The 22,979-nt window shown below is 60.8% G+C and carries 20 protein-coding genes and 6 pseudogenes; 11 read left to right on the top strand and 15 right to left on the bottom strand.

Annotation, left to right across the window (positions count from 1 at the left end; all coding sequences use genetic code 11):
- Nucleotides 1-76: 76 nt before the first annotated feature.
- Complete coding sequence (locus ACGLHR_RS23770) at nucleotides 77-319, bottom strand: hypothetical protein (RefSeq protein WP_400096622.1); 243 nt, start codon at nucleotides 317-319, stop codon at nucleotides 77-79.
- Nucleotides 320-839: 520 nt separating this feature from the next.
- On the opposite strand from ACGLHR_RS23770, the gene ACGLHR_RS23765 reads away from it, so the two are divergent.
- Both ACGLHR_RS23765 and ACGLHR_RS23760 read left to right on the top strand, forming a co-directional pair.
- Nucleotides 840-1,385, top strand: coding sequence for a Cache 3/Cache 2 fusion domain-containing protein (locus tag ACGLHR_RS23765; RefSeq protein ID WP_400096621.1), 546 nt, complete (start codon nucleotides 840-842; stop codon nucleotides 1,383-1,385).
- Nucleotides 1,386-2,127: 742 nt separating this feature from the next.
- Nucleotides 2,128-2,325, top strand: coding sequence for a hypothetical protein (locus tag ACGLHR_RS23760; RefSeq protein WP_400096620.1), 198 nt, complete (start codon nucleotides 2,128-2,130; stop codon nucleotides 2,323-2,325).
- 7 nt (nucleotides 2,326-2,332) lie between these two features.
- On the opposite strand, the gene ACGLHR_RS23755 is transcribed toward ACGLHR_RS23760, so the two are convergent.
- From ACGLHR_RS23755 to ACGLHR_RS23745, 3 genes are all read right to left on the bottom strand, one after another.
- Nucleotides 2,333-2,836: an ADP-ribosylglycohydrolase family protein gene (locus ACGLHR_RS23755; protein ID WP_400096619.1), complete on the bottom strand. Its 504-nt coding sequence runs from the start codon at nucleotides 2,834-2,836 to the stop codon at nucleotides 2,333-2,335.
- Nucleotides 2,833-3,426, bottom strand: coding sequence for a hypothetical protein (locus tag ACGLHR_RS23750; RefSeq protein WP_400096618.1), 594 nt, complete (start codon nucleotides 3,424-3,426; stop codon nucleotides 2,833-2,835). The genes ACGLHR_RS23755 and ACGLHR_RS23750 overlap by 4 nt, the downstream gene beginning before the upstream one ends.
- Nucleotides 3,427-3,824: 398 nt before the next feature.
- Entirely contained in the window at nucleotides 3,825-4,076 is a 252-nt protein-coding gene (locus ACGLHR_RS23745; protein ID WP_400096617.1) for a hypothetical protein, read from the bottom strand.
- A 138-nt stretch (nucleotides 4,077-4,214) separates the two neighbouring features.
- Here ACGLHR_RS23745 and ACGLHR_RS23740 point away from each other — a divergent pair, with 138 nt between their 5' ends.
- Complete coding sequence (locus ACGLHR_RS23740) at nucleotides 4,215-4,478, top strand: hypothetical protein (RefSeq protein ID WP_400096616.1); 264 nt, start codon at nucleotides 4,215-4,217, stop codon at nucleotides 4,476-4,478.
- Between the two features lie 990 nt (nucleotides 4,479-5,468).
- Here ACGLHR_RS23740 and ACGLHR_RS23735 read toward each other — a convergent pair.
- From ACGLHR_RS23735 to ACGLHR_RS23725, 3 genes are all read right to left on the bottom strand, one after another.
- The gene (locus ACGLHR_RS23735) at nucleotides 5,469-5,918 is read right to left on the bottom strand and encodes a helix-turn-helix domain-containing protein (RefSeq protein WP_400096615.1); all 450 of its coding nucleotides are present in this window, start codon (nucleotides 5,916-5,918) and stop codon (nucleotides 5,469-5,471) included.
- Between the two features lie 298 nt (nucleotides 5,919-6,216).
- Nucleotides 6,217-7,557, bottom strand: a complete 1,341-nt coding sequence (locus tag ACGLHR_RS23730) for an MFS transporter (RefSeq protein WP_400096630.1) — start codon at nucleotides 7,555-7,557, stop codon at nucleotides 6,217-6,219.
- A gap of 179 nt (nucleotides 7,558-7,736) precedes the next feature.
- Complete coding sequence (locus ACGLHR_RS23725) at nucleotides 7,737-8,108, bottom strand: hypothetical protein (RefSeq protein WP_045242993.1); 372 nt, start codon at nucleotides 8,106-8,108, stop codon at nucleotides 7,737-7,739.
- A 756-nt stretch (nucleotides 8,109-8,864) separates the two neighbouring features.
- On the opposite strand from ACGLHR_RS23725, the pseudogene ACGLHR_RS23720 reads away from it, so the two are divergent.
- The 8 genes and pseudogenes from ACGLHR_RS23720 to ACGLHR_RS23685 form a co-directional block, all read left to right on the top strand.
- Nucleotides 8,865-9,590 (top strand): annotated as a pseudogene (locus ACGLHR_RS23720) (SDR family NAD(P)-dependent oxidoreductase).
- A gap of 449 nt (nucleotides 9,591-10,039) precedes the next feature.
- Nucleotides 10,040-11,299 carry a serine hydrolase domain-containing protein gene (locus ACGLHR_RS23715; RefSeq protein ID WP_400096614.1) on the top strand — a complete coding sequence of 420 codons (1,260 nt, stop codon included), beginning with the start codon at nucleotides 10,040-10,042 and terminating at the stop codon, nucleotides 11,297-11,299.
- A gap of 106 nt (nucleotides 11,300-11,405) precedes the next feature.
- Entirely contained in the window at nucleotides 11,406-12,392 is a 987-nt protein-coding gene (locus ACGLHR_RS23710; protein ID WP_400096613.1) for a tripartite tricarboxylate transporter substrate binding protein, read from the top strand.
- A 27-nt stretch (nucleotides 12,393-12,419) separates the two neighbouring features.
- On the top strand, nucleotides 12,420-13,076 hold the full coding sequence (locus tag ACGLHR_RS23705; protein WP_400096612.1) for a flavin reductase family protein: 657 nt from the start codon (nucleotides 12,420-12,422) through the stop codon (nucleotides 13,074-13,076).
- A 324-nt stretch (nucleotides 13,077-13,400) separates the two neighbouring features.
- Nucleotides 13,401-14,142 (top strand): annotated as a pseudogene (locus ACGLHR_RS23700) (SDR family oxidoreductase).
- 36 nt (nucleotides 14,143-14,178) lie between these two features.
- Nucleotides 14,179-15,186 (top strand): NAD(P)H-dependent flavin oxidoreductase, encoded by a 1,008-nt coding sequence (locus ACGLHR_RS23695; protein WP_400096611.1) that lies wholly within the window; start codon nucleotides 14,179-14,181, stop codon nucleotides 15,184-15,186.
- A 49-nt stretch (nucleotides 15,187-15,235) separates the two neighbouring features.
- Nucleotides 15,236-15,837, top strand: a pseudogene (locus tag ACGLHR_RS23690) (2-hydroxychromene-2-carboxylate isomerase).
- 66 nt (nucleotides 15,838-15,903) lie between these two features.
- Nucleotides 15,904-16,092, top strand: a pseudogene (locus tag ACGLHR_RS23685) (glutamate--cysteine ligase); the annotation flags it as partial.
- Between the two features lies 1 nt (nucleotide 16,093).
- Here the strand turns inward: ACGLHR_RS23685 and ACGLHR_RS23680 are convergent.
- From ACGLHR_RS23680 to ACGLHR_RS23645, 8 genes and pseudogenes are all read right to left on the bottom strand, one after another.
- Nucleotides 16,094-16,204 (bottom strand): annotated as a pseudogene (locus ACGLHR_RS23680) (hypothetical protein); the annotation flags it as partial.
- A gap of 326 nt (nucleotides 16,205-16,530) precedes the next feature.
- Nucleotides 16,531-16,810, bottom strand: a pseudogene (locus tag ACGLHR_RS23675) (IS110 family transposase); the annotation flags it as partial.
- Nucleotides 16,811-16,817: 7 nt separating this feature from the next.
- Nucleotides 16,818-18,365 carry an AMP-binding protein gene (locus tag ACGLHR_RS23670; RefSeq protein ID WP_400096610.1) on the bottom strand — a complete coding sequence of 516 codons (1,548 nt, stop codon included), beginning with the start codon at nucleotides 18,363-18,365 and terminating at the stop codon, nucleotides 16,818-16,820.
- 8 nt (nucleotides 18,366-18,373) lie between these two features.
- On the bottom strand, nucleotides 18,374-18,934 hold the full coding sequence (locus tag ACGLHR_RS23665; RefSeq protein WP_400096609.1) for an enoyl-CoA hydratase-related protein: 561 nt from the start codon (nucleotides 18,932-18,934) through the stop codon (nucleotides 18,374-18,376).
- 311 nt (nucleotides 18,935-19,245) lie between these two features.
- On the bottom strand, nucleotides 19,246-20,715 hold the full coding sequence (locus tag ACGLHR_RS23660) for an NAD(P)(+) transhydrogenase (Re/Si-specific) subunit beta (protein WP_400096608.1): 1,470 nt from the start codon (nucleotides 20,713-20,715) through the stop codon (nucleotides 19,246-19,248).
- The gene (locus ACGLHR_RS23655; protein WP_267602024.1) at nucleotides 20,712-21,068 is read right to left on the bottom strand and encodes an NAD(P) transhydrogenase subunit alpha; all 357 of its coding nucleotides are present in this window, start codon (nucleotides 21,066-21,068) and stop codon (nucleotides 20,712-20,714) included. The genes ACGLHR_RS23660 and ACGLHR_RS23655 overlap by 4 nt, the downstream gene beginning before the upstream one ends.
- 10 nt (nucleotides 21,069-21,078) lie before the next feature.
- Nucleotides 21,079-22,197: a Re/Si-specific NAD(P)(+) transhydrogenase subunit alpha gene (locus ACGLHR_RS23650; protein WP_400096607.1), complete on the bottom strand. Its 1,119-nt coding sequence runs from the start codon at nucleotides 22,195-22,197 to the stop codon at nucleotides 21,079-21,081.
- Between the two features lie 151 nt (nucleotides 22,198-22,348).
- On the bottom strand, nucleotides 22,349-22,972 hold the full coding sequence (locus ACGLHR_RS23645) for a 2-hydroxychromene-2-carboxylate isomerase (RefSeq protein ID WP_400096606.1): 624 nt from the start codon (nucleotides 22,970-22,972) through the stop codon (nucleotides 22,349-22,351).
- Nucleotides 22,973-22,979 lie beyond the last annotated feature (7 nt).

Genomic DNA, 22,979 nt, shown 5'->3' with positions numbered 1-22,979 from the left:
GCATGCACGCGGAGGCGGCGCCTAGCGGCGGCATGGATTGCCGCCGCGAGCTTTTAGCCTTTATGCCAGCAGGTAATTAGCGCTGGCCTTGCTGGCCACCCTTCTGGCCTTGCTGGTTCTGCCCACCCTGATCGGCCTTCTGGCCCTGTTGTCCTTGCTTGTCTTGCTGGCCGCCTTGCTGGCCTTGACCACGATCCTGTTGCTGTTGCTGGCCGCCCTTCTGGTCTTGGCTGCCGGACTGGCCGCCTTGCTGACCGGATTGCTGCTGTTGCTTGCTTTGGTCTTGCTGGCCTTGGCCGGGTTGCTGTTGCTGTCCCATCGTGCTCTCCATGGCGCGGCGGAATGCCGCGTTTATGAAAGGGTGCAAGCTGCGTGCCACGCTTCGGGCCGCATGCCACCTCTCGATCACTCGAAATCTAGCGCCAACAATTATTGCTACCCAATAATTCACACTAATTTCTGGCTACCGGCCAGGCCCCATCGGAGAACGCGCCGCGAGCTCCATCGGAGAACACGTCGCGCCGGTGAAGTCCCCCGGGCACCGTCCCCATAGCATAGGCCCGTAAGCGCCACGCCGGCGCATCGCAGCAGACAGTTTTCTTATCGGGCTTATGACGCGCGGCTATATGAGATCGCGGCACCCGCTGTCCTGCATAAAGCCGACAACCGTTCTTGTCTGTTCTTGTAGGGAGTATTCCCACTGGGGTGCCAAGTGAACTCGAAGGCCAGCGGTAGGCGGTGCTACGCTACCTATACTCCAAACGGACGGATAGGCAATCGGCCACGTCTCGGGGATGTTGTCGCCCCGTCTCATCGACAACGCTGAGCAGCGGGGTGAGATGATGCCAAAGGCAAGCCAAGTGGGCATCATAGGGCGATGGGTTGTCCTAGCGATGTTTGCACTTGCAATGTCGATTTTTGTCCCAGTCGTGAGTCATGCGCAGTCGCCGGAGAACGTAAAGCAGGCCATGGTGTTACTTAAGGCAAAGACGGCCAAATTGGGCGTACCGGGGATTAAAGGAGAAGATGCCGTTGCCGGAAAACCCGTGCCAGCGTTGTATTTTGGCACGATCAAAATGAACAACAACTTCGTCGTGGTCGATGAAGTGAAAAAGGAGATGGGCGGTACTGCAACATTGTTCGTCAAGAGCGGCGATGACTTCGTCCGTGTGGCGACGAATGTACAGAAGGACGACGGGTCGCGGGCCATCGGCACGGTTCTCGATCCCAAAGGCAAGGCCATCGCGGCAATTCGCGGCGGTGGCGCTTACTATGGCGATGCCGACATTCTCGGAAAGCCCTATATCACAGGCTATGAACCAATACGGGACCCTGGTGGGAACGTCATCGGCATCTACTATGTGGGGTACCTCAAGGCGCAGTGAATTTCGGTAGCCCCTTATCGTTCGCGTCACCAGCCCGGTGACGCGTTTTTTTGGGCGAACGGGCGTCACCAATGCTGCTTCAGACACGGGCATGGCACAAGCCATACTCCTACAAGGCGGGGGGTATTGACTTTTCGTCACCTGTAACCGTGCCGGTGTCCGCGTCTTGCGGCCAATCCGAAACGTACAAGGGCATAGTTTTGGGCATGCGAATGATCCGCGTCCGTATCCGCTCGGTTTCGTCGATGAGGGTCAGCACGGCAGCGGGAATCATGTAGCGTAGCCGAATGTCGATTTGCTGGATCGATTTCTCAACCCTAGATCGAACCCGTAGCGCCACTATTTCGGCCACGACCATCGCTTCGTCGTATGCAGCGACTGGATTCGCGCCGTCACAGACCAATTCGTTCAGCGGCACCCATAGGCGATTACCAGCACGCCGGGCCGGAAGACTCCGCTGGATACCACTTCGACCCGTGGAACCACTCGATAGCTGACGTACACATCTCCCCTTCACCGTCTTGGCGGTGCTTGCGCGCTCTTGGGCGCTTTGGATATGCATTCGAGCAGGATACCTTCCTTCTGGCCCCGCAGCCGACGCATCTGGGTTAGGGGAATTCACTGAGAAAGATACGCGCTGGAAATGGGACCAACAACGTTAGAATCTTTCCTCTAAATTTTCGCAGCACAAGCCCCATCGACGTGAGAGGCAGCGACACAGGAATCCATCAAGGAGGTACGCATGTTGAGTCCGCATGAATGCGCGACGTTGATACTGGTCAACGATGCGCCCGATCAAATCGAACTAGACCGTGCGGAGCTTCACACTCTGTTGGAACATCAGTTTGTGACCATTGAACCGCTGGCTTCAGGGTACCAACTACCTCGCATCACGCCCCACGGCCATGCCTTCCTGCACGCCGTAGGGCGAATTCGCTAAATGACGACTACGGGTTGTCTGCCATCGTCGCCTCGAATCGGAAGATCAATGGTTCCACCAGTTCGAATCCGCGAAGCTGTTCCAGCCATCGCGTTGGCATCCCGGCCAGTCCGAACCTGATCCCGGCCAGCCCACCAGTGACGGCAGCAGTCGTGTCAGTGTCGTGCCCGAATTGGATAGCAGTGCGGACCACGTCTTCGAACGACGCTTCTTCCAGTGCGCGACGCGTGGACCAGATTGTGTCAATGACATACCCGGTCCCTCGCGGCAGGTCAGTCTTTGGGAAGCCTCTCAGCACGTCCAGTTCGCGCAAGAACGCCTTCCGTTCTCGTTCATTGGGCCAGTCTTGGTAAATTTCGGCCAGACAGCCATCAGCCCAGACCCACGGATCGCCAAGCTGGCGCAGATAGCCCCTTGCCACCAGACAGTAAAACGCACAGGCGACCAGCCGACGGTCGGCCAGGTCGGCCGGCGGCAGCGGACACCCCAAATCTTCTGCGCTAAAGGTCATGCGGCGCCCTGCTCGTCGCGGTACCGCGCGTCGACGAGCCGCACAACGACGTCTATCGGGGCCGCTGCATCGGCGATCCAATCCGCCGGCGTGCGTCCCTCCAGGCCTACTTGCGAGCGATGCAGAAAATTATGGATAACCCAATTGCTCGCGCCGGCAGCCACAAATGGTGCAAGCACAGCGGCCAGCCGCTCGGAATCGACGTGGAACTGCCACGACGGATAGCGAAACCCTCGCTCGCGCCCGGGCAGCACGAGGGCATAGAGGCGACCCGCCTGGCGGTCCTGGTTGATGGCGCGGTCCGAACGTCCCGCATAAAGCGCCGCGTCCTTAAGAGACAGGTTTTCTGGCTGTTCCCACTCCCGGGCGGCTGCCAGTCGACCACGTTCGCGCGCCTCTTGCAGCGGATCGGAATGCGCTGCCCCGCCGGCATGTGCCACAGTCTCCCCGGCAGCAATAAAAGGACGCTCGCGGACCGGACGATTTGGCTTTGCAAAGATGCGAACGATCCTACCGAGTGCCGCGTCTAGTTCGTGTTGGACTTCGACGGACAACGCGACCTCACGGGATGCGTCGTTGACGAGCGCCACTGCCGTCTCAATGAGCTCACGGGGGGTGGCGTGTTGCGGGTCGCGCGCTACCGCAGACGATGCAGCACGACGAGCGCGAGCACTCGGGAGCTGCGTAGCTTCGAGCCGGACAGGTGCGGCCGGGAAACGCGCGCGAAGAGAGATACGGCGGTGTAGAGTCATGAACATATGATAGTTCATGAAGTTCATGACGCCAACCATTTTGGCCACGCGTAGCGGTCGAGCACCCCCGCCCCTGGTCCATGGCGACTGCCCATCACTTTGCAAGATGGTAAATATGCCTTTTTACCCACTTTCAAGAGGCATTGTGCCCGCCAGCACCCGGCTTAGACGGGAAACGCGCTACGCTTGGGCCCCTCTTTCGTCAGACAGAAAGTGAACCGCAGATTGGGTAGTCCTCAGGACCCCATACAACGGGCACTCGGCTTTTCGTTAGCGTCCACAGCACCTTCGGAGATATGCCGATTCTGCAAGTGGCTGTGCATCGCCTCGCAGCGGATCAACATCGTCGCCGCGGGTTCCCCGTCAGCGCCGGGACTGCCAGCTTCCGCGGCGACCCGCAGATAGACTTGCCGGGAGACAACGGCGCTGATCACAATGATGGTGCCGACGCCGAACGCTCGGACTGCAAGGAGGAGGTATTGCGCCATGGCAAAACTGCACCTTATAGCAGGGAGGAGATTGGCAGTGAGACTACACGAGGATGTCTCGCGACGGTGTCACGCCGTTGCAGGATTGACAAATCCGTTTCGTCACGGCGGGCGAGATCGTGCGCTACATGACACCGCATGGCAGCACTGAAAAGAATGTCTCGAAAAGCGATCGAGGCCTTACCGACCGGCCGCTACTGGGCCACGCCGCGCGCGCCCTTCCCGCTGGACGGTCCCAATGGCCATGATGAGGTCTTCCCCGGCGCCCAATGCGTCAGCGACGGCAAATGGGTCACCTTTTATAAGGACGGGGAAGAAGTATGGGCGTGCAATGCGGTGTATGCCGCCGCCCATTTCGACTTTGCACCGGTTCCCACCCACCGCTCGCCGACGGACAACTGAGGGTCGGACAGTTCCCCAGGTCGCACGATTCAGCAGCCCACTGAGTTTATCCTGCTTGCCGACTATGAGGAATTTGAAATTATCCCATCCTATGGGGAGAACCTCCCGCATGATGGTTTCGATCGCCGTCCGGTCATCCGCAGGAATCTGGTGTAGGCCGTCAACTATTACATATATGTTTCTTGTTTTGCTTGTCCTTCCACGAAGGCGAAAACTAAGCGTACTGAACTCCTCTGGCGTAATGATGTCTTTTGGTAACCGTTTCCCTTCGATTAGCCAGTAAAATTGCTCTGCAAGTACGAGCCGTAGATAGTCAGCACTGTAAGAAATTCTGCTTGCCGGCTTTATGAATAGGGCAACGGAAGAATCTGGTCGAAATCTACAAAACTGGGCTGAAATAGTGGTAGTCCCACATCCTTCGTCTCCCTCTAGGAAAACAACCGGTGTCTCTACAAAGAGCCGATCGATGGTATGTAGGACGTTTTCACGGTGCACTTCTGGGAGGGGGGGCTGGAAACTCTTTCGCGAAGCTAATTGGATAGACCACCTCACCTGCACTATTTTTTGACATATTATAAATATTTTCCCGCTCTATTTATTAGTTTACAGTCAAGATTCGCTGATTTCCCCGACTCCCGCTAGCCACTTTCGCACGGTAGGTGCTAAAGCGGAACTTCCGGCTTAGCCACGTACCGTCGGCTAACAAACGTTAGCAGCCCAGGCCGATGCGTGCTCCATTCATCGAGCTTGATGGCGCAGAATATTGTACCGACGCCGCTGCCGTCAACGAAGAGTTGCGCCAGCTTTCGTCCGGCAAGCTTCCGCTGGGCAATCGCCAATCCCGGTGGCGGGGAACGACTGCGATGTTTCCTTGGGAGGCAAGGCGTGCCGAAACATGGAGGTGTCGCGAGGCTAGACGGAATTTGGAACGGGCAACGGCTCGGCCGGCTTGGTACCGATCAGTTGCTTTGCGGGCCTATGACAGGGATGTCAATCACGCAGGCCAACGAGTTGGCAGAGGGGACGCTCAGCAATACGATAGCGCTGCGGTTTCCCCGGAAAAAAGTGCGACTCACCCGGGCAGGCGCGGCGATTGCGCGGCTGGTAGACCTTGTGCGGGCGCTGCTTGCGCGGCACCCAAAGCCTGGCGCTCACCATCAGTCGTCGGATCGATTCCTTGGACAACGTCAGCCCATGGCGCTCTCGCAGCTTCTCGCAGGCCAGCGTCGGGCCGAAGTCGGCGTAGTGTTGGCGGATCAGGCCAAGGACCACGGCTTCGCGATCCGCTGGCATGCGGTTGTTGTTTGGCCGGCCGCGCTGTCGCGACACTGGCCCGGATGGGCCTTCCTGCCTATAGCGTTCCAGCAGCCGCCGGAAGCCGGAATTGCCGGTCCGTGATCTCCAACCGTTCGGCGGCCACGCTGGGCCGCAGCTGACCATCCACGACCGCCTGGACGGTCTTGAGCCCTGTCTGACTCACGCATGCTTACTGTAATTACCTTGGGTCTAGCCATCCTCTGGCGTCTCCATTGCATTCAACCGGGTAGAGGGTCGGCCGGGATTCGCGGATATGTGAAGCTTCAGATATTTGCGAATCCCGGCCAGCGCTCGGTTACGAGTTGGAGCGAGAACCTCGACTTCGTCCTCCGGTGCCCAGGTGCACGCGCTCGTCGCTTCCCGCTTGGCAGATCGGCGAAAGGGCTCTTCACCAACTCGTACACTTGCAACGGTGCAAGCATCAAGATCCCTGTCCGACCACGTTCTCGTCGTGGCTGTGCGAAGAGGCCGACGACTTGTGCTTGATCAGCGTAACCGCGACACCGCCAATCACCGCGGCCATTGCAATCGCGAGGAAGTTCTGCACCAGCGGCAGCTTCATCGAGACCAGCAGCCCGATCACGATCGGCGCCGCAATCGCGCCGATGCGCCCGACCCCCGAGGCAAAGCCCAGTCCTGTCGAACGGATCGCCGCCGGGTAGAACTGCCCGGCATACGCGTACAGCAGGATCTGCGTGCCCAGCGTCGACGCGCCGACTACGGCAACGATAAGGAACAGCGGCTGCGCGCCGTAGCCGAGCAGCGTCAGCGAGACCGCAGCGACCGCGAAGAATGCGGCCGTCACCCACTTGATGTTTAGCTTGTCGGCGAGCCATCCGCCACCGACGGCGCCGATGACTGCACCGGCGTTGTAGGCGAGCAGGAAGTTCAACGCGGAACCGAGGCTGTAGCCGGCCATGCCCATCAGCTTGACCAGCCACGAACTGAGCGCATAGAGCATGAAAAGGCAGGTCATATAGGCGACCCAGAGCATCACCGAACTGAAGCCGCGGCCGTCCAGAAACAGCCTGCCGACGGATGGACCTTCGGCCTTGTCCTCGGCAGGAACGAGGAACTCCTCGTGCGGCTCGAGCCGCATATCCGGTCGGATTTTTCGGACCACTTCGCGCAGATGTGTGTCGTCATGCTGCTTGATCAGGAACGGCAGCGACTCAGGCATGTACTTTAAGATGAACGGGATCAGCACCACCGCGGCGCCCGCGGCGATAAACACGGATTGCCAGCCATAGGTCTCGATGAACTGCTTGCCGAGCAGCGCGGCAAGGATGCTGCCGACCGCGTAGCCACAGCACATCAGCGTGACCATTACGCTGCGCACCTTCCTCGGCGAGTACTCGGTCATCTGTGCGGCTGCATTCGGGATCGCGCCGCCGATGCCGAGCCCGGCGAGGAAGCGCATCACGCTGAAGGTGATTGGGTCGTTGGTGAACCCGGCGGCCGCGGTGAGAACGCTGAACAGGAACACGCAGATCGAGATCGCCCAGCGGCGGCCGATCTTGTCGGCCAGCGCGCCGAGCGCGATCGCTCCGAACATCATGCCGAACAGCGCCGAACTGGCCATGAAGCCCGCGGTCGCGGCCTCCACATTCATCGTCTTCATGATCGACGGAAGCGCGGTGCCGGCGACCGCCAGGTCGTAGCCGTCGAGCACCAGGATCACGAAACACCAGATCAGCACGGACCAGTGAAAGCTGTTGAACTTGGCCTCGTCGGCCAGTTTGTGAACATCTATCCGGTGCACGCTTGAAGGTGCTGCGGCCAGCTCAGGGCGGATTGACTTCATTGACTTGTCTCCATTTATCGTCGGTTCGAGGTTCGGCATGCGGCGCAGTAACTCATTCTGGGCCGAGACCTCACGGCCAACGACCGCCCTTGCATAGACAATGGCGCTCCCCTTAGTCCGTGCAGGCTGCCCCCCCCTCACACGCGAGGGGCTTCGGGCAGGCGTTCACCGCCGCGCACGACGTATTTGGCGGGATACAGTGTGACGAGAACCTCGACTTCGTCCTCCGTTGCCCCCGTGCACGCGCTCCAGATCGAGCTCACTTTTTTGGCCAGCGATAGTATGGCGCCGTCGCTGCGCCCATCACGTATGTGGCAGAAGATCAGCGTTTCGGAAGTGGGCTCTCCCGAACGGTAGAGGTTGTCGGGCGTGGCTTCATGGAATACGACGCTAATCAAGTCGAGCGGCGAAAGGATGATCTCCCTGATCGCGCTCGTGAACTCGCTGGCGATCTTGGCCTTGACGCCAGCTTCGATTCCGACCTTGCATTCGCAAACAATGATAGGCATGTTATGTCTCCGTGAAGTTAGGGCTGCTGAGGCCTCAGTCTCTCGGAACGTCGCCGCCGGTGATTGCAACAGGGCGCCACCACTTGCTTGGAAGTGCCATGACATGGCGTCGTGGCCCGCCAATCCAGGCCAAGCTCGTTATCGGTGGGCCGGTGCCCCTGTGCGACGTATGTAGTGTCGCAAACATTGCCCACGCGTTTGGCACCTGCCAGATTGCACGTTGAGAGAGTCGGGCGGAGTCAACCTCCTCGGTCGAGCAACTCACAGGCCACGCGCCCGGTGCGCTGACGCAGTGGCTGAACATCGCGCTATTCATGGCGTAATAGACAGATGGCCCCACAACTGCGGCCGGCGACGTCAGGTCCTCAAGTCAGCCACAGTGACGCGCCGATCAGACGCGTGAAGGCCGGCGCCACCTTGAAGCAGTTCAGGTAAGGGGCGGTATCGGTGGAGACGTCAGGCCAGCGAAGTCATATCGGTCGACGAAAAAAGGGCTACCTGCTCGGCAAGACATGCGCGGCCGATTTGGCCTTTCGTGCAGAAAAGTCTTTCAGCGAGCACTGCCTGACCCCGATCCCCGGGGTCGCGGAAAGCATCGACCGGAAAGCGCAGCGACTCACACTCAAGAATGGATGGAGGAAACCCTTGTTGACAGGGGGTTGACGATAACATACGCTTCTTTTACTAAACGTACGTTTATTAAACGCACCTCAGGTGCGGGCCCGCGCCCTCTTACTCATCCATGGAGCAATTCACATGGCAGACAAGAAAGCCATTCTGGCGATTGGAGCCGGCGACGCTACCGGCGGCGCCATCGCCAAGCGCTTTGCCAAAGAGGGCTACATCGCATGCGTTACCCGCCTAACTGTTGACAAGCTCCAGCCCCTGGTGACGAGATCAGGGCCGAAGGCGGCGAGGCGCACGGCTTCGGCTCCAACACGCGCAAGGAGGACGACATGATCTCGCTGGTGCAGCAGATCGAGAAGGACATCGCGCCGATCGAAGTGGCGGTCTTCAACATCGGCGCCAATGTTCGCTTCGGCACCACCGAGACCGCCACTCGCGTCTACACCAAGGTCTGGGAGATGGCCTGCCTCGGCGGCTTCCTGATGGGTCGCGAAACGGCGAAGGTCATGCTGCCGCGGGGTCGCGGCACCATCATCTTTACGGGCGCGCCGGCCAGCTTGCGCGGACGCGAAGGTCTTGCTGCATTCGCCGGCGCCAAGCATGCGCTGCGCGCGCTCGCGCAAAGCATGGCCTGCGGACTGGGCCGCAAGGGAATCCACGTCGCGCATCCCGTAATCGACGCCGCGAACGACACGGCGTTCATCCGCGACAACTTCCCCGAGCGTTATGCGCTGAAGGACCAGGATGGAATCGTTCAACCCAGCTCGATGGCAAATGCTTACTGGAATTTGCATCAGCAGTCCGCGATGCCTGGACGACGAGATGGAACTGCGGCCCTGGATGGAAACGTTCTGAGACCCGGACGGTGCCAACCGCAGATTTCCAGCTGCGCTTCCTCTCCCTCTTTACTGACGGAGAAGCGTTCGTCTTCCCTTGCAACGCCAGCGGCCACGTCGTCCTGGACGCATTGGTCGAGCGTCCCCGTAGCAGCTACCTCTTTGCCCGCGCCACGGTCCGCCGGTTCTATGCCCCACCGCAAATCATTGTCGCGCCGCAGTGCGAATCGGAGCCAACTTGACGAGTTCGAGGCACTTGATGCGATGGCTCCCCAGACCTCCCACAACCGCTGGGCATGTATTTCGCGGCTCAAAACCCGGCCCGCGCGTACCCCTGTCAGCGCTTCGCCCACACCCTCACGAATTTGCACGCATGACTCGGGGCCGCCGTAGCTGGCTAAGCCTTCAACGTATCACTCTTTCTTTCACAACAATTTGCCGGTTTTGACCGGTGTACGGAGACAAACCTTGGCACAAGGTCGCAGCACATTTCTCAAGTCCTCCGTCGCGCTGGCAGCGTTGCCGGTCGCCGGTTGCCGCTCGTCGTCGGATGACACCGCCGCACTGAAAGCCAACGCCGATTCCGTGCTGACCCGTGCCGTCGCATCCGGCGACACAGCCGGCGTAGCCGCCGCGGTGATCACTCGCGATGAGACCCTCTACTCCGCGGCGCAGGGAGCGCGCGCGCTCGGCGCTTCCGCAGCGATGGACATGGACACGGTGATGCTCATCGCCTCCATGACCAAGCCGATCACCAGCGCCGCAGCCATGCAGCTGGTCGAGCAGGGCAAGTTGAGCCTGGACGGTCCAGCGTCCGCGGTGATCCCCGAGCTGGGCGTTCTCAAGGTTCTGGAGGGCTGGGACACGAATGGCGCGCCCGAACTGCGAGATGCCCAGGGCCAGCTCACCCTGCGGCATCTGCTCACCCATACGTCCGGCTTTACCTACGAGATCTGGAACGCGGACCTGGAGCGCTACTACCGCACGCAGAACGTCCCCGGCATCCTAACGGGGCAGAAAGCGGCGCTGCGGGTGCCTCTGAGCTTCGACCCCGGCACGCGCTGGAATTATGGCATCGGCATCGATTGGGTGGGCCAGCTGATCGAAGCCGCCAGCGGCCTGCGCCTGGGTGACTACTTCCAGCGCAACATCACAGGACTGCTGGGCATGGACAGCACGGCGTTTAAGATCACCACGGCCATGCGCACCCGACTGGCCGGCATGCATTTGCGCGGAGACGACGGAAAATTATCCGTGATCGATCTGGGAACAGTGCAGGATCCCGAGTTCGAGTCGGGCGGCGCAGGCCTGTACTCGACCGCCAACGACTACCTGAAGTTCATGCGCATGATCCTCAATGCGGGGCGGGGCAACGGCAACCAGATCCTCAAGCCGGAGACGGTGGCCCTGATGTCGCGCAATGCCATGGGGCCGCTTCGCGTGAGCAAGCTACCGACGCAGATTCCTTTTCTCTCGCGCGACGTGGAATTCTTCCCCGGTGTGCCCAAGACCTGGGGCCTGGGCTTCATGATCAACGAGAGTGCGGCGCCCACCGGCCGCAGTGCCGGCAGCTTGGCCTGGGCGGGGCTGGCCAATACGTACTTCTGGATCGACCCCACCCTGAACATCGCAGGCCTGGCCATGATGCAGTCGCTGCCGTCCGTGGACCCGAGAACCGTGGACGTGTTCTACGGTTTTGAAAAGAGCGTTTACGCCTCGCTGAACTGATGCCTGAAGGGCGGTCACCGCCCTTCAGGATCGAGGGCGCAGGGTCTATGACATGACTCCTTCCTTCACAACAATTTACCGGTTTGACCGGCGCACGGAGACAAACATGAAAACACTGACTCGCAGACTCTTTGATGCCGCTGTTGTAGTCGCGCTTTGCTGCGCCGCCGCCGCGATGGCGCAGCCCTATCCAAACAAATCCATCCTGATCAAGGTCGCTTACCCGCCCGGGTTCGGGGTGGACGCTTCAGTGCGTCCATCCGCACCCGTGCTGGAGCGGGCCCTTGGGCAGATTCTCGTGATCGACAATATGCCCGGTGCGAACGGCTCCATCGCGGCGATGAATGTGTTGAAGGCGTCGCCAGACGGATACACGCTGCTCGCGACGGCGGGTCCGGATTTACTGGTGGCGCCGCTCACGGTCGCTTCGGCTAAGTACACGTTCGACAGCTTCAAGCTCATCGGTTCGTTCGGGATTTCGGACATGGTCCTCGTCAGTCATCCCGATCGTCCTTTCAACAACCTCACCGCGCTCCTCGAACACATGCAAAAGCGTGGCGCGAAGGAGCTTTCCATTGCCCACTGGGGCCAGGGCACGCTCGCTCATCTCGCGGCCGCTGAATTCCAGGAGCGGGTCGGCGTCAAGTTGCTGGAGGTGCCGTACAAAGGCATCGCTCCCATGGCCACGGCCGTCGCAGGTGGCGAGGTGGACCTCGCGTTTGTTCCTCTTGCGGGGCCAATCCTAGGAATGGTTCAGACCGGGCGGATCAAGGCCATCGCCTTCGCGAGCGCCAAGCGACATCCGCTCATGCCGGATGTCGCGACGCTGAGCGAGCACGCTCGATTCAAGAACTTCGAATTCGGCATCTGGACGGGCTTGTTCGCGCCCGCGCGCACAACCGATGCCGTTGTCGCGCGCCTGAGCAGGGCCTTCCAGCAGTGGAACGACAGCCCGGAATTCCTTGCGCTCGCTACTGCGCAGGGCTTTCGCAAGCTGGACTCAATGACGCCGCAGCAGGCAGCGGCCTTCTTGCGCGTAGAGAACGAAAAGTTTTTCAACATCGCAAAGACCCTTAATCTGGTGGCGCAATAGCGCTGCCGCGCCGGAAAGGCCCATACTATGACCGTTCGAGACCTTCACTACTACGAGCCCGCCGAGGGCCACGGGCTGAGCCACAACCCGCTCAATGCGCTGGTGGCACCGCGACCCATCGGCTGGATCTCGTCACGCGACGCGCAGGGGCGGGTCAATCTCGCGCCCTACAGTTTCTTCAACGCGTTCAACTACGACCCACCGATCATCGGATTTTCTTCGATCGCCTGGAAGGATAGCGTTCAAAACGCATCGGAAACGCGTGAGTTCACCTGGAACCTGGTCACCCGCGAACTCGGTGATCAGATGAACCAGACCTCATCACCGCTTCCGCGCGGCGAGGACGAGTTCCGGTTCGCCGGCCTCACGGCCGTGGCGGGTCGCAAGGTCAACGTCCCGCGGGTGGGCGAAAGCCGCGCGGCTATGGAATGCAAGGTGATCGACATCGTGCAATTCCGAAACACCGAAGGCGAAAAGGTAGGTGGCTGGCTCGTCTTGGGCGAAGTGGTGGCCGTGTACATCGACAAGACACTCCTGAAAGACGGCGTGTATCAGACAGCCGAGGCATATCCGATCATGCGGTCCGGCGGACTGAATGACTATGTCCAGGTCTCGCCAGAGAATGTCTTTCAGATCGCGCGGCTCGCGGGCGCTAGCAGCCCGTCGTCGCACGGCAAGGGATAGCACACACCGTCCGCAAGACGTCACATGCCTAGACTAGGAGATGAAACACCCCCATGCCGGCCTAGTGCTGCCGCAACCGCCATGGACATGGTAGGCCATGCGGTATTCCACCGTGGGCGAATACTTGAAATTCATCCGAATGCCCGCGATACGCCTGAACCGCTGGGTGGTCGGACGCCGATACGCTGGTCTGCTGGACGCCGCCTGAGGGCGGTCCGGGCCTTACGAATGCAACTAGAGCTTTTTACATGAGAGAAGTCTTGACACCTGGTGCGCAAGCACGTACTTTTACATAACGATCGTTTATCAAAGGAAAGCGAGTTCATGGAACCCACTAGCCTGAAAGTCGCGCTGGTCATCGGCGCAGGTAATTCGACCGACGGAGCCATCGCACGCCGGTTTGCTCGTGAAGGGTTCGTTGTCTGCGCCACCCGCCGCGATGCCGAGAAGCTTACGCCGCTGCTCGAAAAGATCCGCGACCAGGATGGCAAGGCCCACGGCTTTGGTTCCGATGCCCGCAAGGAAGAAGAAGTTGTCGCACTCATCGAGAAGATCGAGTCGGAGATCGGTCCCATCGAGGTGCTCGTGTTCAACTTCGGCGCCATTGTGCCGTGCAGCATCCTGGAAGAGACCGGGCGCAAGTCGCAAGTACTTCAAGATCTGGGAGATGGCGTGTTTCTCGGGCTTCTTGAATGGCCGCGAAGTGGCTCACAGAATGGTGGCACGCGGCCGCGGCACAATCCTGTTCACCGGCGCGACGGCCGGCATTCGCGGCTCCGCCAACTTCGCCGCCTTTGCAAGTGCCAAGCATGCGCTGCGCGCGCTGGCACAAAGCATGGCTCGCGAACTGGGTCCGAAGAACATCCACGTGGCCCATGTTGTCGTCGACGGAGCCATCGACACCGAATTCATCCGCAACAATTTCCCCCAACGCTATGCGCTCAAGGACCAGGACGGCATCCTCAATCCCGAGCAAATCGCGGACAACTACTGGTACCTGCACACGCAGCCGCGTGATGCCTGGACCCACGAACTCGATCTCAGGCCCTACATGGGACGCTTCTGAGACGGACCCACTCCACAACCAATACGACTCAATCCCATGAAGACACGGATCACCGAGCTGTTAGGCATTCGACACCCCATCGTGCAAGGCGGCATGCACTTCGTTGGCCTGGCCGAGCTGGCGGCCGCAGTCTCGAACGCCGGCGGGCTGGGCGTCATCACCGCGCTGACGCAGCGCACACCAGAACTGCTGGCGAAGGAGATCGCCAGATGTCGCGAGATGACGGACCAGCCTTTCGGCGTCAACCTCACATTCCTGCCGACTTTTTCCGCCCCGCCCTATCCCGAGTACATCCAGGCGATCGTGGAGGGAGGCGTGCGCATCGTCGAAACAGCAGGGCGCAGCCCTGAGGAATACATGCCGGCGATGAAGGCGGCCGGAGTTAAGGTGATCCACAAGTGTACGTCAGTCCGGCATGCTCTGAAGGCCGAGAGGATCGGGTGTGATGCGGTGAGCGTGGACGGCTTCGAGTGCGGTGGCCATCCCGGCGAGGATGATATCCCGAACATGATCCTGCTGCCCCGAGCCGCCAATGAGCTCAAGATCCCGTTTGTGGCTTCCGGCGGTATGGCCGACGCCCGTAGCCTGGTGGCAGCCCTCGCCCTCGGCGCCGACGGCATCAACATGGGCACGCGATTCGTGGCGACCAAGGAAGCGCCTGTTCACGAGAACGTGAAGCGCGCCATCGTCGCGGCCACCGAGCTCGACACGCGACTCGTGATGCGCCCATTGCGCAACACGGAGCGTGTGCTGAAGAACGCTGGCGTCGAGAAGATCCTGGAAATCGAGCGCGACAAGGGTGAGCAGATCCAGATCTCCGACATCCTTGAGCAGGTCGCAGGCGTCTATCCGAAAGTGATGCTCGACGGTGAGATGGATGCAGGGGCCTGGAGTTGCGGGATGGTCGCCGGCCTCATCGACGACATTCCGAGCGTACGCGAGCTCATCGATCGCATCATGGCGGATGCCAGCCACCTGATCGGGCAGCGCCTCGCCCGGATTCTCGGGTCCGAACAGATGCCCGAGGAAAGCGTTGCCGCCTGAGGAAACTCGACGTACACATCGGAAATCCATCAGACTCAGGAGAAAACTCATGTCCAAGACCGCGGAGTTCTATTTCGACCTCGGCAGTCCGGCATCGTACCTCGCATGGACGCAATTGCCGACGATCTGCGAAGAAACCGGTGGCACGCTTGTCTACAAGCCCAGATTGCTCGGCGGGGTATTCCAGGCCATTGGCAATGCCTCGCCCGCGACAATTCCGGCCAAGGGCGCATACACCAACATCGATTACGCCCGGCACGCAAGGCTTACGGCATTCCCTATCAGTGCAACCCGCACTTTCCCTTCATCACGCTCACGCTAATGCGAGCCGCCACCGGCGTACAGATGAGAATGCCCGACCGGTTCCAGGATTTCCTGCACAGCGTCTTCCATGCGTTGTGGGTCGATGCGCTGAACCTCAACCAGCCCCAGCTTGTCGCCAAAATGCTGGTCGACGCGGGGTTCGACGTCGAGGCGATCCTGGCACTCACCAACGATGCCGAGGTGAAGTCGCAACTGCGCTCGACGACGGAAAAGGCCGTCAAGCGTGGTGTGTTCGGCGCCCCGACCACTTTCGTCGGCGAGCATATGTTCTTCGGCCAAGACCGCCTCGAATGGGTCTGTCACGCGCTGCAAGGCAAGCCTCTGTGAATTGATCCGGCCGTCTCCGGCGGCCCGGCTCTGACCCGGCATCCAGGCTTCCCATGGCAAACTCCCATCCTAGCGATTCAAGACCGACTTAATGCGTTTTCGACCGACCGGCTGACGGGCATCCGGCGTGGCGTCGAGAAAGAGTCGCTGCGTGTGCGTCGCGCCGGCAGCCTTTCCGTGACGCCACCATCGGTGGCGCTGGGCTCGGCCTTGACACACGCTTGCATCACCACAGACTTCAGCGAGTCGCGAGTTCGTTCGACGAGCCGTAGCGCGCGATCGGAATAGCCTCATCGGACGGCAGGCCGCAGGGCATGCTCGCCCTCCAGAACATCTCGTCTCCCATCGCGCGGTAGACAAACTGGTGGTGAAAGCGCGAGAGGGTCTCGGGGACGTCCGCACCCAGCGTCAGCCCGCGCTCTGACGGCCATGTCTGCCGAGTTCAGCGGTTCGCACCTGAATTGCACCCGCTCGCGCAGCGATGCGAATCAACGTGCCTGCTCGAGCTTGCCTGGTCCGACACCGACTCTGCGCTCTTCCACGGGCTCGCCGAGGCATCGCTTCGCGAGCAGGCGCGGCTCGAAGCGTCCGACGACGTGCCGTTCGAATTCTTTCGCCAACACTATCTCTCGCCGTTGCAGTTGCAGCCACAGTGCCTGAGTTGTCGAAGCGCTGTGTTACGCCGTGCGCGCCTCTCGCGGCACGGCCAACGACATGGCTGATGTTCCAGATGAGCCCGGCCAGCTCGCGCGCCAACGCGACTACCGCGATGTTCCTGCTCTTGCCGCGCGCCGCCAGCTTGCGATAGCGGCGACATAGCCGCAGCTGCGCGTCCCCGGCGCGATCGATGATGGCCTTCGGGATGCCTTCGTGCCGACGCTGGATCTCGAGGCTCACGCGTGCCGGGGTGCGGGTAGCTCAAGACTGCCTCGACGAGAAGCTTCCTTGCGTAGCTGTTGCCGGTCTTGGTGATATGCGGCTCAAATGCCCACGGACGAAGGTTTCGTCGAGCGAATTAATGTGTCCCGCAGCAGCTTCTTCTGAAGCTTTCCCGTGGGCAGGCGCGGAAAATCGAGCACAAACGAGAACGACCGCGGAACCCGTACCGGACCGAGCTTGCTGCGGCAAAGGGCTCTCAACTCCTCAGCTAACGCGTGAGGGGTGCCCGGTTGCCGCTCGACCTGAACCACTGCGTGTACCGCTTCCCCGTACTCGTCATCGGGCAGGCCGAAGACAGCCACGTCGAGCACGCGATCATCTGTTACAAGAATGTTCTCTATCTCTTGTGGATAGATGTTCACGCCGCCGGATATGATCGTGAAATCGCGGCGGTCCGAGAGGTATAAGTATCCCTCTTCGTCGAGATGGCCTATATCACCGTAGGTCCACCACCCCTGTTTGCTTCGGCTCGCCGCAGTTTTGTCGGTATCGTTCCAGTAGGCAAACCTGGCGTCCGACTCAAAGTACACCGTTCCTGTCGAGCCAGAAGCCACTTCGTTCTCATCGTCGGCAAGGATATGAACGATTCCCTCGACGGCACGACCCACTGACCCCTTGTGAGCGAGCCATTCAAGCGAACTGATCGCACAGGCGCCGATCCCTTCTGTTCCCGCGTAATGTTCCTCCAGGATCGGCCCCCACCATTCGATCATTGCCTCTTTGATATGAATGGGGCAAGGTGCGGCGCCGTGCATCGCTAAGCGATGACTGGAAAGGTCAAACTGCATGTGCATGCCTGGGTCAAGGCGCAGCAATCGATGGAACATTGTCGGAACCCATAAGCTGTGGGTAACCCGGAATTTTTCCATGGCATGGAGAGCCTGAACTGCATCAAAGTGCTCCATGACCACAGCGGTACCGCCGAGCGCCAGGGTCGCCGAGACGTTTCGGTGCGGCGCGGCATGATACAGAGGTGATGTACAGAGATGGACCATGGACGTATCGACGCCCGGCTTGCTGGCAAACGAAGCATCGCGCGGGTCCATGTCACGGAACGATATGGGAGGAATCGGCTTGCGCACACCTTTTGGCCGCCCGGTCGTCCCGGACGAGTACATCATCTCCCTGCCACGAGCGGGATCATGGATTGATGTCACTGGGCACGCACCAAGCGCGTCCTCGAATCGCTCAAAACCGGGAATATCGCCCCCAAGGGCGAAACATGCTGCTGAGCCAAAATCGGCCGCTAAGAGACCCGCGCTGTTGACGGCGGCCACTGAAACGAACACAGCGCGCGCTCCACAATCGCGCGCGATATAGCGCAGGTCGTCGGCGCTTAACTTGGTTGACGCCGGCGTAAAAACGACGCCGGCGCGCTGACACCCCCATCCCAGATACAGGAACTCGGGGCAATTCTCGACGCAGAAGAGCACAGCGTCTCCGGTCTTGATCCCGGCACTGCGGAGAAGATTGGCAACCCGATTGGCCCCCTCTTCCAGTTGGAAATACGTGATTTCGCGCCCGCCAGGTATGAAGACCGCCGCAATCTTCTTAGGCATGGTCTGCGCGTAGTGCGATGGATGCGCCATGTCGCCTCTCAAGAGAAAAGGGAGAAGCCAGGCGCACGACGCTCGAAAAAGGCCGCGAAAGCATTCTTGGGTTCGGCGGACCTGAGACGGATGGCAAACTCTGGCAGTTTGAGGTCGATAGGATCGAGCTTTCCCTCATCTTCACTTCTGCGAATGAGGGAACGCATTGCCCGAATCGCGCCAGGGTCCATCGTGTGCTCTAACGCTGTTCCCGCGAGAATGTTGATCAGGCCGCATTCAGCCTCGTCTTGCGCGGTGCAGGGCTCGCCAAGCAGAAGCAACTCAGTCGCCTTAGGCGTCCCGACGTTGTTCGGCGGCAATTGACTTGACCCGAACTCCGGGCAAAGTCCCAATCTCGATGTTGCCTCTGAGGCATCGTCATTTCCGCTCGTGAATGCTTCTTCGCTGTCGTGTATCACCACAGCGCGAACTTCGCCGCGCCTGCCTGCGTCTCTGATTGACTCAGCAAGGGCTCCGTGCCTATCGAAAGTGATGGCATTCTTCCGGTCTGGTCTGTTAAGGCCAATGAGCATGACGCCACGGTCTGCTACAACTTCTATGTGCTTCATTGCGGTCTCCTAAACACCGCGCCGATTTGCATCGACTTGAGAAGGTCGCCAGCCCGTTATAGGCGACGATGGGTATTGCACGATGGATACCGAGCCGTCCATGCGGGCTCGGCCTCACTCGCTTTGCCACTATTGACCAGGCGGTCGAGGGTGCTGCTCACCGTAGCCAGTCGTTTCTGGATGGCGGCTGCGCCGATGTTCGAGCAGCACCACATCGAGCCCTGCCGGTACGTCTTGACGGCATGGCGCAATCGAAGGAGGCGGCCACCTGGGCTGGCTGAGGCCGGTTCGTCGACCGTCAGCACATGCGGCTATCCCGCGGCCTTGACCATGTCCTCGACCACCTTCTTGGCGTCGCCGAATACCATCATGGTCTTGTCCATGTAGAACAGCTCGTTATCGAGGCCTGCGTAGCCGGCCGCCATCGAGCGTTTGTTCACGATGATGGTCTTGGCCTTGTACGCCTCCAGGATCGGCATGCCGGCGATCGGAGAGTTCGGGTCGGTCTTGGCCGCCGGGTTAACCACGTCGTTGGCGCCCAGCACCAGCACCACGTCAGCCTGGCCGAACTCGCTGTTGATGTCTTCCATCTCGAACACCTGGTCGTAAGGCACCTCGGCCTCGGCCAACAGCACGTTCATGTGGCCCGGCATGCGGCCTGCCACCGGATGGATCGCATACTTTACCGTCACGCCGCGCTCCGTCAGCTTCTCGGTAAGTTCCTTGAGCGCATGCTGGGCGCGCGCCACCGCCAGGCCATAGCCCGGCACGATGACCACCGTCTCGGCATTGCTCATCAGGAAAGACGCGTCATCCGCCGAACCCGAATTGACGTTGCGCTGCTCGGCGCTGCCGCTGGCCGCGGCCGTCGCCGCACCGCCGAAGCCGCCCAGGATCACGTTGAAGAACGAGCGGTTCATGGCCTTGCACATGATGTACGACAGAATCGCACCGCTCGATCCCACCAGCGATCCGGCGATGATCAGCATCGGGTTGTTCAGGGAGAAGCCGATGCCGGCCGCCGCCCAGCCCGAGTACGAGTTCAGCATCGACACCACCACGGGCATGTCCGCGCCGCCGATCGGGATGATGATCAGGACACCGAGCACGAAGGCGATCGCCAGCATCAGCAGGAACGGCTGCCAGTTCTGCGTGAGGAAGAACGCCACGCCAAAGCCAAACATCGCCACGGCCAGCGCCAGGTTCAGCATGTGCTGGCCGGCGAAGACCACCGGCGCGCCCTGGAACAGGCGGAACTTGTAGCGCCCGGCGAGCTTGCCGAACGCGATCACCGAGCCCGAGAACGTGATGGCACCGACGAAGCAGCCGATGAACAGCTCGACGCGGTTGCCCATCGGGATCGCATGCGAGCCCGCCGTGCTGATGCCGAAGGCCGCTGGCTCGGCGACTGCCGCCACCGCGATGAACACCGCCGCCAGGCCGATCAGCGAGTGCATCGCCGCGACCAGCTCAGGCATCTTGGTCATCTCGACCTTCTTCGCCACGCAGGCGCCGATGCCGCCGCCTACCACCAGCGCGCCGAGAATCAGCGCCAGGCCCGTGCCGACCGATGACTGGCCAGCGCCGGCGGGAAGGAATTCCTGCTTGAGCTTGACGATCAGCGCCACGGTGGTCACTGCGGCGATCGCCATGCCGGCCATACCAAAAGCATTGCCCTTGCGGGCCGAGGCCGGGTGCGACAGGCCCTTGAGCGCCTGGATGAAGCAGACCGAGGCGGACAGGTAAAACAGCGTTACCGAGTTCATGGACAGAAAGTTCATCGCGCCGCCTCCGCCACAAGGTCATCGGCCACGGACTTGGTACTAGCCTGCGGCGCAGCCTTGGGTGCCTTCTTCCGGAACATCTCCAGCATCCGCTGGGTCACCATGAATCCGCCGAACACATTGACCGCGGCCAGCGCCACGGCCAGCGTGCCCATGATGCGGCCGGTGGGGCCTTCGGTAAGGCCTGCGGCCAGCATCGCGCCGACGATGATGATGGCCGAGATTGCATTGGTCACGGCCATCAGAGGCGTATGCAGAGCGGGCGTGACCGTCCAGACCACGTGGTAGCCCACATAGATCGCGAGCACGAAGATGATCAGGTTGATTACCGTGTGGTTCACCATTTCCATTAATGTCTCCTTAACTGGCCAATGCCATCTTGTCGCGCCGCGTCATCAGGCAGGCCTCGACAATGTCGTCTTCGAGGTTGATGGAGAGCTTGCCTTCCTTGTCGATGATGAGCTTAAGGAAGTCGAGCACGTTGCGCGCGTATAGCGCCGAGGCGTCGGCCGCCACCATGCTGGCTAGGTTGGTATGGCCAACCAGTACCACGCCATGCCGCTCGACCACCTGGTCGGCCACCGTCAGCGGGCAATTGCCGCCTTGCGCGGCGGCCAGGTCGACTACCACTGAGCCGGGTTTCATCGCCATCACGGTCTCTTCCTTGAGCAACACCGGCGCCGGGCGGCCCGGAATCAGCGCGGTGGTGATCACGATGTCGGCTTGGCTGGCACGCTGGTGCACCAGCTCCGCCTGGCGGCGCATCCAGTTGGCCGGCATGGGGCGGGCATAGCCTCCCGCGCCCTGCGCGATCTCGCGCTCCTCCTCGGTCTCGAAGGGCACGTCGAGAAACTTGGCGCCGAGCGACTCGATCTGTTCCTTGACCGCTGGGCGCACGTCGGAGGCCTCGATCACCGCGCCCAGGCGCTTGGCCGTGGCAATCGCCTGCAGGCCAGCAACGCCGGCGCCGAGAATCAGCACGCGCGCGGCCTTGACGGTGCCGGCCGCGGTCATCAGCATCGGCATGAAGCGCTGGTAGTGGTTGGCGGCTTCGAGCACTGCCTTGTAGCCGGCGATGTTGGCCTGCGACGAAAGTACGTCCATGCTCTGCGCGCGCGTGGTGCGGGGTGCCGCCTCGAGCGCGAAGGCGACGATGCCGGCCGCAGCCATACGCGCGTTGTTTTCGGCGTCGAAGGGATTGAGCATGCCGACCAGGGTGGCACCGGGCTTTATCTGGCCGAGTTCGGCCTCGTCCGGCGCGCGCACCTTTAGCACCAGTTCGACGCCGAGTGCCTGCGCGGCGGTGCCGATGCGGGCGCCCGCGGCCTCATAGGCCGAGTCCGGATGGCTTGCCCTGACTCCGGCGCCCGCTTGGACAATGACTTCGTGACCTTGCGCGACGTATTTCTTGACCGTCTCGGGCGTGGCGGCAACACGGGTCTCGCCGGCCCGCGTCTCCTGCGGGATACCGATTTGCATCTCGTCTCCTTATGATGTTCGTTCCTGGAGTGGTACCCGGCGGGGCCAGCCTTCCATTCTAGATTTTGCTGCCCTCTTGAGAGCCATGGTTGTCGCTCACCGTGCGTGCACGCTTCCCCACCATCTTGATGCGCCGTGGGCGACGGTTCGCTTACCTTAGTCGTGCTTTCGCATTCTCAATCTCTTCCTCCAAATCCCGCAACTGATCCTTCCCAAAAAACATCTCGTCGCCGACAAAGAAGGTCGGAGAGCCAAACGCACCGCGTTCGAATGAGTTCTGGGTATTCGCCAGCAAGATCTGCTTGACCTCGGGATCCGCAATGCCGGCTTCGAAGCCTTTTCCGTCCAAACCGGCGACATCCAGGGCTGCCGAGATGACGGCGGGATCATCCATCTTCAAACCTTGTTCCCACATGTTTGCGAACACGGAATTTACGTAGGGCATAAAGGTGCCGTTCTTCTGGGCAGCCACAGCCCCGCGCATGATCTGCAATGTATTGACGGGCCAAAATGGATTGTCCCGATAGGCGGTCAGTCCGTGCTTGGTGATGAAGCGCTGGATCTCTAAACGCCCAAACTCCGGCTTGTTCTTGATACCCGCAAAAGCCTCCGCGGGAGAACGATTCCCCGTTAGCCTGAACAGCCCCCCAAGAAGCACCGGAATATATTCGAACTGGACGTCCTGCCGTGCCTCAATACTCGGAATGACTTTGTGGCTAAGGTAGGAATTCGGGCTGCCGAAATCAAAGTGGAACTGAACTCGTACGCCGCTCATGGTGTCT

It is taken from the genome of Cupriavidus sp. CuC1 (assembly GCF_044627735.1).
GTDB classification, from domain to species: domain Bacteria; phylum Pseudomonadota; class Gammaproteobacteria; order Burkholderiales; family Burkholderiaceae; genus Cupriavidus; species Cupriavidus ulmosensis.
This window is presented reverse-complemented; position numbering and strand designations above follow the sequence as displayed.